Source organism: Alkalibacillus filiformis (genome assembly GCF_030814115.1).
In the GTDB taxonomy this organism is placed as follows: domain Bacteria; phylum Bacillota; class Bacilli; order Bacillales; family Alkalibacillaceae; genus Alkalibacillus; species Alkalibacillus filiformis.
In genome coordinates this window covers 1-12,393 of record NZ_JAUSUP010000022.1, presented here as the reverse complement: position 1 = coordinate 12,393, position 12,393 = coordinate 1, and the positions used below count along the sequence as shown (strand labels likewise).

Sequence of the window (12,393 nt, the reverse complement as noted above, 5' to 3'; positions counted from 1 at the left end):
CCATTTTATCCCTCCTCATTGCCCAAAATTAGATTAAATACATTGTAAGCTTTTCCAATTTTGGTGTCCAAAGGATTAAGGGGGCTTAAAAGCTCGGACCGAACTTATCAGCGTTCACGAAATTTTATCAGCGCTCGGACCGAACTTATCAGCGTTCACGAAATTTTATCAGCGCTCGGACCGAACTTATCAGCGTTCACGAAATTTTATCAGCGCTCGTGCCAAACTTATCAGCGTTCACGAAATTTTATCAGCGCTCACCCCAACCTCAATCATATAAATGAGGCACTCGACTTTCAAAGATCGGCACGTCTTTTCGGACTTGTTTCACTTTCTCTAAATCAAGCGTTGTCGTGATCACTTCTTCTTTATGTTGTGAACCTTTTTCAAGTACATCGCCCCATGGGTTCACGACCATCGAGCGACCGCTAAATTCCACACCATTATAATTTCCAATTCGATTCGCAGATAGGACGTACATTTGATTTTCAATCGCGCGGGCAATTTGTAAGTTTTCCCAATGGTTGGCGCGAGCTTCAGGCCACTCTGCGACAATGAATAAAGCTTGAGCTTCGTCTAAAGCAAGTGGACGTATGATTTCAGGGAAACGTAAGTCATAACAAATAATTAGACCAATTTTTAAACCTTCGAGTTCGAATACTTCAGGTCTTTTTTTGCCACCTTGCAAGTATTGTGGTTCATCTAACATAGGCACAAGATGAGCCTTGTCATATTCATAAACAGCATTACCTTTACGATCAATGACGATCGCTGTGTTGTAAATGCCGTCTTCTTTTTTATTAGCGACCGAACCAGCGATTAAATTAACGTCATGCTGTTGTGCGAGCTGTTGTAGAAAGCTCCGTGACGGTTCACCGTCATGATCGGCAATTTCTTCAAGTTGCGGTAACGTATAAGCAGTCGTCCACATTTCAGGAAGGACAATCGTATCAGGGTTTTCATTTTGAACAGTTGATTCAATCCACTCTTGGACGCGTTTACGGTTCGCTTCAGGGTCTCCAGGCACAATATCCATTTGACATAATGAAAATTTCAATCATAAAACCTCCTAATAAGAGCTTTAAAATTTTCCGAATGTTCTACTCATAGTGTACAGTATACATATGAAACTTTAAAATAAAGTTATTATTGTATTGAAAAGCAATTCGCCGGAAAATTCATACGTTTCGCCGGATTATTTAAATTATCGCCGGATTATAAAAGAATTCGCCGGAATATAATATTTTTCGCCGGAAAAGCAAGAGAACTCGCCGGAATAAATGTTCTGTTCCGAGCTCCCGTTTCAAATTAGGAAGGTGTCAGTTTTGAGTGTATTTATAGAAGTTGTTTTTCCAATTGTACTTATATTTTTCATCGGTTACGTCTTACAAAAGTGGCGTAAACTTGACGTTCGTTCAGTGTCAGCTGTAACTATTTACGTATTTATTCCAGCACTCGTTTTCCAATCTTTTTATGAAACTGAGTTAGGACAAGAGTTTTGGACGATTGTGCTGTTTGCATTTCTACTACTATTTGCGCTAATCCTTTTAAACAAAATTTTAAGGTGGATTATGAAGTGGGACGAGGAAGAGGAAAGCGGCATGATTTTATCGAGCGCCTTTATGAATGCTGGTAACTATGGTGCGCCTGTCGTTTTATTCGCGTTCGGACAAGATGCGTTTGTGGTCGCTGTTGTCTTTATGGCGCTTCAAGCGTTAATTATGAATTTTTTCGGTGTTTATTATGCATCAAGAAGTTCAAGTGGAATACGTTTCGCCTTAATGGCTGTCATGAAAATGCCTGCAACTTATGCGATTATTGCTGCATTTGTAGCGCAATGGTTAAATATCGATATTACTGGAAGTGCTGCTGAGACGATTGAGTTTATGGCTGACGTTGCCCTGCCATTAATGATGGTTGGTTTAGGCATGCAATTAGCGAATATTTCATTTAAAGAGTTTGAGACGGGTAAAGTCATTACAGGGACGACTGCTCGCTTAATCGTTTCACCTCTTATTGCGTGGGCACTTGTGTCGTTCATGCCTTTATCTTCTACAGTAGCTATTACGTTAATTGTGTTAGCTGCGATGCCGACAGCAGCAACGACAACAATGTATGCACTAGAGTTTAAAGCTAAGCCTGAACTCGTCTCAAGTGTGACGTTAGTTTCGACGATTTTAAGTGTTGTGACGATCTCTGTATTACTCATCATTTTAGGGTAAAAACTCATAGTTCATATTAACGATGATCGCCACTTTCGTGATAAACTAAAAGAAAATAGGTTACGTGGAGGCAGTCGCATGCGCTTTATTACGTTTAAATTTAAGGGTCAAACATTTTGGGGAGTTCAAGAGGAAGATGGCGTTTACTATTCGGATAAGCTCGTCAATGTATTTCCAACGCTTCATTCAGTCATTCAGAACTACGGTGGGATTAACTTTTTCCAAGAAATTAATCAGTACATTCCACTTCATGAAGTCGAGATTCTTGCGCCGTTTCGCCCGAATAAAAACATGATGTGTATTGGGAAAAATTATCGCGAGCACGCGCTTGAGATGACTGGAAATGATGAAAGCCAAGTGCCAACAGCGCCAGTTATTTTTACGAAATCACCAAGTGCGATCATCGGCCCAAATGCCACGATTGATGCGCATGAAATGGAAACGAAACAGCTTGATTATGAAGGTGAACTCGCTGTTGTCATCGGCAAACCAGGGAAAAACATCTCGCGTGAAGATGCTTTAGATTACGTGTTCGGTTATACGATTTTAAACGACATTACAGCACGCGACTTACAAAAGAAGCACCAGCAGTTTTTCCGTGGAAAGTCGTTAGATACGTTTGCGCCATTTGGTCCAGCTGTCGTTACACAAGACCGTGTCGGTGATGTACAAAACTTAGATATTAAAACTTACGTCAATGGTGAGTTGCGTCAGCATTCGAACACGTCTCAAATGATCTTTTCTGTCGGTGAACTAATTGAGACGTTATCAGATGGAATGACCTTACAGGCAGGGGATGTCATTGCGACTGGAACGCCAAGTGGTGTCGGTAAAGGCTTTGACCCTCCGAAATTTTTAAAACCAGACGATCGCATTCGCATTGAAATTGAAGATGTCGGTGTTTTAGAAAATATCGTCGGGTGATTACCAACCGAATTGATCCAGTTTGCGATAATAATTTAATAGAAAATCGAAGAAGATTTGTTCCGATGGTGCGACCTCACGATGTTTGGGGCGCACCATTCCTACTGTTCGGGTCATGTTGGGCTCAGCGATATCAATGATTCGCGCATCTCTAGATGGCCTTTCACTTAATGTAATCTCTGGCAGTAAACTTACCCCTAAACCTGCTGCAACTAATCCCTTAATTGTATCAACATCTTCACCCTCAAACGCTGCTCTCGGCTCGAATCCAACTTGCTGACACGCCTGTGTAACTAAATCACGCATAATATACCCTTGGCGAAACAAGACGAACGGTTCATGCTTCAATTGATCAAGTCGTAAATGATCGTTTTGGGCAAACTCATGATACCGTGGCAGTAAAGCTTGAATTTTTTCAGTGAAAAAGATATCCCCTTTAACATTTTGGTTATTAAGAGGGACTGGTGAAACGAAAGCTAAATCAATTTGTCCTATTTTAACAGCGTCAATTAAATCATTAACTGTTCCTTGCTGTAATTGAAACCCGATTTGTGGGTGTTCTTTACGAAACGCAGAAATAACAGAAGGCAGTGTTTTCGCTGCAAGACTTGTTGGAAATCCGAGTCTAATCGTACCTGATTCAGGGTTTAAAAACTCACGCACATCGCGCTCTGCATTTTCAATCTCTGTCATCGCCATTTTAATTCTTTCTAAAAAGACTTCTCCAACTGGCGTTAAACGAATTTTTCTTCCACCACGTAGAAAAAGTTCGACTCCTAATTCTTCTTCTAAGTTCGCGATCTGACGACTAACAGCTGATTGTGCCACGTGTAATTGGTCCGCTGCTTCACTCACATGTTCTAATTCAGCAACTTTTATGAAGTATTTTAATTGTCTTAGTTCCATGTCTACCAACCTTTGTAAGCGCTTTATCTCATTTTGCGATTAATACAATCGAATATATATATTGAAAGCATAACAGAAAAAGCATAAGATAGAAACACAATACTGTCTGAAAATTTAAACTTTCGAAAGATGAGGTGACACGATGATACGAACAGGTTTTCCACAAAAACAAGGGTTATATGATCCAAAGTTTGAAAGTGATGCATGTGGAATAGGTTTTGTCGCACAGATGGATGGTGTTTCGACTCATCAAATGATTGAAGATGCGATTACAATATTAATTCGGTTAGATCATAGAGGAGGCCGTGGTGCTGATGGTCACACAGGTGACGGTGCCGGACTCATGTTAGAAATACCTGATGAACTTTTTCGTCGTACGTGGAATGAGGTGTTACCAGAGCGAGGAGAGTATGCTGTAGGGATGGTGTTCTTACCTCAAGATGAAGCAAAACGTGAAAAAGCTCAATCACTATTTAATGAAGCGGTAGAGCGTGAAGGTCATCGTGTCATTGGCTGGCGTGATGTTCCAGTTGATGGAAGTGTTATTTCTAATACTGCAAAAGGGACCATGCCTTTCATCTCACAAATTTTTATAAAAAAATCCGAATCAGTAAAGGTAGAGGAAAAGTTCGTCCGTGATCTTTACTTGATTCGTAGAATTGTAGAGAAAAAAGTAGAATCAGATGAACAATTAAAAGAAGGGCCGTTTTACGTGGCGAGCCTTTCTCAAAATATAATCGTTTATAAAGGGATGCTTGCAGCTGAGCAGCTTGACCAGTTTTATTTAGATTTAGCTGACCCAAGTGCAAAAACGAACTTCGGTATGGTGCACTCGCGTTACAGTACGAATACGTTCCCATCGTGGGAGCGTGCCCATCCGAATCGTATGCTTATGCATAACGGTGAGATTAATACGATTACAGGAAATGTTAATTGGATGAAAGCAAGAGAAACAGCGGCGCAATCGCATGTATACGGTGAGCGTCACAAAGACCTTTTACCGGTAGTTGATGAGACGTCAAGTGACTCAGGAATGCTTGACCAAGCGTTTGAATATTTAGTGATGAATGGCCGTACATTGTCGGAAACGGCGATGATGATGGTACCAGAAGCTTGGGATTTAAATGAACAAATGAGTGACCCTGAGCGTGCATGCTTTGAATATTTAAGTTGTATTATGGAGCCGTGGGATGGGCCGACAGCGGTTGCTTATACTGACGGTAAGCGCATCGGTGCATCGATTGACCGTAACGGCTTAAGACCGGCTCGTTATTACATTACAGATGACCGTCGTATTATTTATTCTTCTGAAGTTGGAGTTTTAGATGTTGAACCAGACAGCGTCGTTGAGAAAGGCCGTCTAGGTCCTGGTGATATGCTATTAATCGATTTAGAAGAGAAAGAGATTTACTATAACGATGATATTAAGCGAGAGATTGCAACAAAGTATCCATATCGTGACTGGTTAAACCAATCGTTAGTTCAATTAAGTGGACTGCCGATGGATCAACGTAGCGAAGGGATTTCGGATGAAACGTTGTTGCAGTTTCAGTTGGCAAATGGTTTTACGAAAGAAGAAGTGATGAAAAATATTTTGCCGATGGTTGAAGAGCAGCGCGATCCAATTGGTTCAATGGGAAATGATACGCCGCTTGCCGTACTATCTGAACAACCGCAACTACTGTTTAACTATTTTAAACAGCTATTTGCCCAAGTAACGAACCCACCAATTGATGCGATTCGTGAAAAGCTAGTAACATCGACGACTTCTTATTTAGGGCCAAAACCGAATGTGTTAGACGATGGACCCGAGCATTGTAAGAGAATTCGTTTGTACACACCAATTTTGAAAAAGGCTGAGTTCGATGCGGTCATTCACAATTCGCGTAGTGATTTCCGTTTTGAGAAAGTATCGACTTGTTTTGATGTCAAAGATGGTGCTAAAGGTCTTGAACCAGCATTAGACCAACTATTTAAACGTGTTGAAAGAGCGATTAACCAAGGTGTATCATTAGTTATTTTAACTGATCGTAAACAGTCAGAAGAAAAAGTAGCGATTCCGTCACTACTTGTTGTCAGTGGCTTGCACCATTATTTAGTCGAAAAAGGGTTGCGCACGAAAGCTAGTTTAATTGTTGAAACGGCAGAAGCGCGTGATGTCCATCAATTTTCAACGTTAATTGGTTTTGGGGCAGATATGATTTATCCTTATTTAGCTTATCGTTCGATCGAGAAGTTAATCGATGATGAATATATTAAAGACTTTAAGCGTGAAGAAGCGTTTGATCGTTATCGTGACGCGGCAACTTCAGGAATCGTCAAAGTGATGTCTAAGATGGGCATTGCGACGATTCAAAGTTATCGCGGTGCACAAATTTTTGAAGCGATTGGTTTAAGTGAAGAAGTGATGGAAAAGTACTTTAGAGGGACTGCTTCTAAACTAGGAGGAATCGACTTAGAGACGATTGCTGAAGAAAGTTTAGAACGTCATCGCCAAGCATATCCGCTAACGAGAGGGACACTTCCTTCTGGTGGTGATATGCAGTGGCGTAGCGATGGTGAGCACCACTCATTTAATCCGAAAACGATCCATACGTTGCAACATGCTGCACGTATGAACGATCGTGAGAAATATAATCAGTTTACTGATTTAGTTGCCAACGAAAAAGTGACATTTTTACGTGACTTGTTAGACGTTGATGTTGAAGATAAAGAGCCGATTCCGTTAGAAGAAGTTGAGTCGGTAGAATCGATTTGGAAAAGGTTTAAAACAGGTGCCATGTCTTATGGTGCATTAAGTCAGGAAGCGCACGAAATTTTAGCCGTGGCGATGAACCGTATTGGTGGTAAAAGTAATAGTGGTGAAGGTGGAGAAGACCCTGATCGCTTTACGCCAGATGAAAATGGTGACAGTCGTCGCAGTGCGATTAAGCAAATTGCCTCTGGTCGTTTCGGTGTGACAAGTCATTATTTATCGAATGCTGAAGAGCTACAAATTAAAATGGCTCAAGGTGCCAAGCCAGGTGAAGGTGGTCACTTACCAGGTAAGAAAGTTCACCCGTGGATTGCTGACGTTCGTAAATCAACACCAGGTGTCGGGTTAATTTCACCGCCACCACACCACGATATTTACTCAATTGAAGACTTAGCTCAGCTTATTTATGACTTGAAAAAGTCGAATACGAGTGCACGCGTAAACGTGAAGCTCGTGTCAAAAGCGGGTGTTGGTACGATTGCTGCTGGTGTTGCTAAAGGTAAAGCTGACGTTATTTTAATTAGTGGTTATGAAGGTGGAACAGGCGCCTCACCGATTACAAGTATTCGTCACGCAGGCCTACCGTGGGAGTTAGGTTTAGCAGAAGCACATCAAACGTTAGTGTTAAACAACTTACGCGAAAAAGTAAGGTTAGAAACTGACGGTAAGTTAATGACAGGTAAAGACGTCGTTAAAGCAGCATTATTAGGTGCTGAAGAGTATGGATTTTCAACAGCTCCAATGGTCGTATTAGGTTGTATTTTAATGCGCGCTTGTCATTTAGATACGTGTCCAGTCGGAATTGCAACACAAGACCCAGACTTACGTAAAAAGTTTACTGGCCAAGCAGATCACGTTGTTAATTACATGCGTTTTATTGCTGAAGAAGTCCGTGAGATTATGGCTCAACTAGGCGTACGCTCTTTAGATGAAGTAATTGGCCGTACAGACTTATTAAAAGTTCACCGTCGTAAACAAGGTCACCATAAAGCTAATCAGTTAGACTTAGAACCATTAATGCAACATTCAAATGATGAATGGTTAAAACGTGAGCGTCCTCACATTAATCGTTACGATGAGGTTCACATCGATCAGACAGAGATTCTACCGAATGTGCAAAACAGTCTAGATGAAAAAGAGCCGACTACGTTGCACTTGCCGATTGGAAATACCGATAGAACAGTTGGTACTGAATTAGGCCATGAAGTGACGAAGCGTTACGGTGAGGAAGGTTTACCAGAGAATACGATAAACCTTCACTTTACAGGTTCTGCTGGTCAAAGTTTTGGCGCCTTTTTACCGAAAGGCATTACGATGCACGTGACAGGTGATGCGAACGATTACGTTGGTAAAGGACTTTCAGGTGGTAAGTTAGCGATTAAGCCACATAATCCACCGTCCGTTCATCGTATGGCAGAGACGATTATCGGTAACGTAACATTCTTTGGCGCTACGAGTGGTGAAGCTTATGTTAACGGTGCAGCTGGTGAGCGTTTTGCAGTTAGGAATAGTGGTGTTCGAGTAGTCGTCGAAGGTGTCGGTGATAACGGGTGTGAATATATGACAGGTGGCCGTGTCGTCATTTTAGGTGAGATTGGTAAAAACTTTGCAGCTGGTATGTCAGGTGGTATTGCATACATTTGGAATCAAGATCTAGAAGCCGTTAAAGAAAAATCAAACCACGACATGGTACTGTTCGAATCAATTGAAGAGTCAGAAGAGCTTAATGAAGTGAAACAAATGTTAGTTAACCATGTAGAATACACAGGTAGTAAACGGGCTAAACATTTGCTGAACAACTGGAGTGAAGCGGCTAATCAATTAGTTAAAGTCATCCCGATCGAATATAAAGAAAAGCTCCTTAAAGAAAAAGAAGAAAAACAGACTAGCAAAGTCGTTCAATAACCGTTAAGGAGGTGCGCAAATGGGATATTTAAGAGGTTTTATGGATTTTTCCCGAAAAGATCAAAAGACAAGAGACCCAATTGAAAGAATAAAAGATTGGGAAGAATATACGATTCGTTTAGATGAAAAGGATTTAAAACAACAAGCCGCGCGTTGTATGGATTGTGGTACGCCATTTTGTCATACAGGGATTAATTTTGATCATTCGGATATCGGTTGTCCTGTTAACAACTTTATTCCTGAATGGAATGAGCTCGTGAGTGAAGGTGATTGGAAGCACGCGCTTGAAAGATTAGAGGAGACGAACAACTTCCCTGAATTTACAGGACGTGTTTGCCCTGCACCTTGTGAAGGATCTTGTACGCTTGCGATTAACGATGACCCAGTCGCGATTAAAACGATCGAAAACGAAATTATTGAGCGTGGTTTTGATGAAGGTTGGGTTGAAGCGAACCCACCTCAACACCGAACAGGTAAACATGTCGCTGTCATCGGTTCTGGTCCAGCAGGTTTAGCAGCAGCTGATCAACTGAATCAACAAGGTCATTATGTCACCGTTTACGAACGTGACGATCGTCCTGGTGGTTTGTTAATGTATGGTATTCCAAACATGAAGTTAGAAAAAGACACGATCGACCGTCGTGTCAACTTGCTAAAAGAAGAAGGCATTACATTTGAATGTAATACTGAAGTAGGAAAAGATATAACACGTGAAGAGTTAAAACAGCAGTATGACGCAGTTATTTTATGTACTGGTGCACAAGAACACCGTGATGTTCCTGCTGAAAATCGTGATAGTAAAGGCATTCATTTTGCGATGGAGTATTTAACAGAATCTACGAAAGCTTTGGCGGTAGATCCTGAAAAAGCTCCGATTCACGCACGAGGTAAAAACGTCATCGTCATCGGTGGTGGTGACACAGGGGCCGACTGTGTCGCAACAGCACTAAGGCAGGAGTGTAACCGTGTCGTGCAGTTCGGTAAACACCCAGCAAGTCCTGAAGAACGTGAGGAAGATAACCCGTGGCCACTGTACCCAATGACTTTTAAACTAGATTACGGCTACAAAGAATCTTTAGAAGCAAATGATGAAGACCCGCGTAAATATGAAATTTTAACTCAAGCGTTTGAAGCAGATGCAGACGGAAATGTGAAGTCGTTACGTACTGTCCGTGTTGAGAAAGTAATGGAAGACGGCAAACTAGTAACGAAAGAAATTCCTGAATCAGAAGAAATTTGGGAAGCCGATCTCGTCCTTGTCGCCATTGGTTTTACAGGTCCAGAACGTGAAGTGTTAGAGCATTTTGGCCTGAAGTTAGATGAAAGAGGTCGCATTTGGACTGTCGATGGAACTAAAGATTACCGTACGAGCGAAGAAGGCGTCTTCGCTGCAGGAGATGCAAGACGCGGTCAAAGCTTAGTCGTATGGGCGATTCGCGAAGGTCGTGAAGTCGCTGAGCAAGTCGAACAATTTTTACAAACTGAAGAAACAGCAGATCTCGTTTAGACATAAGAAGTTGGTGCTTTTAAAGGCATCAACTTCTTTTCTTTAGTAAATGGAGAATGTTTGAAAATCTTTTACTAGGTAGACTTTTTATGTACAGTTGGTATTTTTTCTCGAAAATGCGTACAATGGTATATACTAGAAAGTCGTTATGAAGGAGGATTCTTATTAATGGTTGACCAACAGATCGGTTTTATAGGCTGCGGCAAAATGGCACAAGCGATTATTAACGGCATGATTCAATACGGCAATATTAACCCGTCACAAATTCATGCCTCTGCTGTGACTGAAGAAACGATTGACTATGTAAAAGAAAAATATGAGATCGATGTTGCGACAGATAATCAGCGAATTGCAAGTGAAAGTGACTTGCTGTTTCTAGCAGTTAAGCCACACGTTTATCCTAACGTAATTGAAGAGATCCGCAAGCATGTTAGTCAAAACACGATTATTATTACGATCGCGATTGGCGTGCGGTTAAAAGATATTGAATTGGCTTTTGGTAAGGAAACGAAAATTATTCGGTCGATGCCGAATACCCCATCAATGGTCGGAGAAGGTATGACGGTTTATTGTGCTAATGAACATGTAACGGAAGAAGACATTCAATTAGTTGAGTCGTTATTTTCACTTTACGGTGAGGTTGATCAAGTTGGTGAAAAGTTAATGGATTCAATTCCAGCTGTTAGTGGCTCTTCACCAGCTTACGGTTATCTGTTTATTGAAGCATTAGCCGATGGCGCAGTAAAACAAGGCATCCCACGCGAACAAGCTTACGACTATGCTTCCCAAGCACTGCTAGGCGCAGCTAAAATGGTACGAGACACTGACTATCATCCAGGCGAACTGAAAGACCAAGTATGTACACCAGGCGGCGCGACGATTAAAGCCGTCGATGCCTTAGAACAAAACGGCTTCCGCGGCGCCATCATTCAAGCGATGGACAAATGCTCAGGAAAATAGTATATTTTTAAATGAATGGCTTGCTTAGGCAAGCCATTTTTCTTGAGAAATCCCCACAAGGAGGCCCTCCCTCATGATTATTAAAGATATTTCATTCACACCGTATTATTTAAAGCTGTTATGTTTAGCTAACCGCCTCGATCCTTATCACGCTAAATATGAACAAGTGAAAGACCGGATTAAGCGTGAACATTCCGGTTACATCGGCGAAAAGCGCGTACTATATCCGCTGAAAAAGCTAACCTTTCCGAACTTCATTTTGCATAACATCAGACTTCAAGCTGCCTTTTCAAATAAACACTTTCAAATGGATTTTATCCTAGTGACACCGAACTTCATCTTAATCATCGAATCAAAAAATATGAGCGGCGATGTCGTGATGCATGAAGGATCTCACCAACTTTTTCATCACGACAAAGCATACGACGATCCCCTTAACCAAGTCGAAGAACAAAAATTCCAACTCGTTAACTGGCTTGCCCAAACAAATTACGGACAAATCCCAATTGAAACCGTCGTCGTGATGACAAGCCCAAATGTCCGAATGAACATCCACCCATCGCACCAACAACACATTAAAAAAATAATCCCCTTAGCCAAACTTCCAGCCTATATCCGCCGTGTTAACGAACACTATAACCAATCAATTCTCTTAGTTGGCACCGCACGACAACTCGCTTACTATTTCAAAGAGTGCCACGAAGATCACGAGCCTGATATATTGGGGAGGTTTGGGGTTAATTTTGATGAGCTCATACAAGGTGTCACCTGCGAAAAATGCAATTTTATAACAATAGTTTATGAGTAATCTAAGGTGGAGATGCACTAAATGCGGTCATGTATGTCGAGACGGGGCGCACACTGCCTTAAAAGATTACTATCTATTAAAAGGTAACACCATTACAAATGGAGAGTTTATGCAATTTACTGGGATCACATCGAGGCATACAGCAAGAAACATGTTGCAAAAATATGCTCAAGATCAAACAGGAAAAGGTCGCTATACAAAATATAGGTTAAAATTCGACTATAAAACAGACTTTGATTATTTAAGTCATTCTTTTAATCGGTCGAGAGGCTCATAGAATCGTTCGAGAGACGCATAGAATCGGTCGAGAGGCTCATAGTGACGTTCTGTCAATATATTGGACATGTTTTTGCTCTCATAAGGCAAACTTTTAATCCATATGAAAGAAGATGCTTTCATATGGAAT

Annotated in this window: 8 protein-coding genes; 6 read left to right on the top strand and 2 right to left on the bottom strand. The window is 41.3% G+C overall.

Annotated elements, in window-relative coordinates; translation table 11 throughout:
* Positions 1-268: 268 nt before the first annotated feature.
* Complete coding sequence (locus tag J2R98_RS14345) at positions 269-1,057, bottom strand: carbon-nitrogen family hydrolase (protein ID WP_307070173.1); 789 nt, start codon at positions 1,055-1,057, stop codon at positions 269-271.
* 268 nt (positions 1,058-1,325) lie between these two features.
* Between J2R98_RS14345 and J2R98_RS14340 the strand changes: the two genes are divergently transcribed.
* Together J2R98_RS14340 and J2R98_RS14335 are read left to right on the top strand one after the other, a co-directional pair.
* A complete protein-coding gene (locus tag J2R98_RS14340) occupies positions 1,326-2,222 on the top strand; it encodes an AEC family transporter (protein WP_307070171.1) in 897 nt (298 codons plus the stop codon).
* A 78-nt stretch (positions 2,223-2,300) separates the two neighbouring features.
* A complete protein-coding gene (locus J2R98_RS14335; protein ID WP_307070170.1) occupies positions 2,301-3,146 on the top strand; it encodes a fumarylacetoacetate hydrolase family protein in 846 nt (281 codons plus the stop codon).
* On the opposite strand, the gene gltC is transcribed toward J2R98_RS14335, so the two are convergent.
* Complete coding sequence (gene gltC, locus J2R98_RS14330) at positions 3,147-4,052, bottom strand: glutamate biosynthesis transcriptional regulator GltC (RefSeq protein WP_307070168.1); 906 nt, start codon at positions 4,050-4,052, stop codon at positions 3,147-3,149.
* A gap of 142 nt (positions 4,053-4,194) precedes the next feature.
* On the opposite strand from gltC, the gene gltB reads away from it, so the two are divergent.
* From gltB to J2R98_RS14310, 4 genes are all read left to right on the top strand, one after another.
* The gene (gltB, locus tag J2R98_RS14325) at positions 4,195-8,712 is read left to right on the top strand and encodes a glutamate synthase large subunit (RefSeq protein ID WP_307070166.1); all 4,518 of its coding nucleotides are present in this window, start codon (positions 4,195-4,197) and stop codon (positions 8,710-8,712) included.
* 19 nt (positions 8,713-8,731) lie between these two features.
* Positions 8,732-10,219 (top strand): glutamate synthase subunit beta, encoded by a 1,488-nt coding sequence (locus J2R98_RS14320; RefSeq protein WP_307070164.1) that lies wholly within the window; start codon positions 8,732-8,734, stop codon positions 10,217-10,219.
* Between the two features lie 168 nt (positions 10,220-10,387).
* Complete coding sequence (proC, locus tag J2R98_RS14315) at positions 10,388-11,179, top strand: pyrroline-5-carboxylate reductase (RefSeq protein ID WP_307070162.1); 792 nt, start codon at positions 10,388-10,390, stop codon at positions 11,177-11,179.
* A 73-nt stretch (positions 11,180-11,252) separates the two neighbouring features.
* On the top strand, positions 11,253-11,987 hold the full coding sequence (locus tag J2R98_RS14310) for a nuclease-related domain-containing protein (protein WP_307070160.1): 735 nt from the start codon (positions 11,253-11,255) through the stop codon (positions 11,985-11,987).
* Positions 11,988-12,393 lie beyond the last annotated feature (406 nt).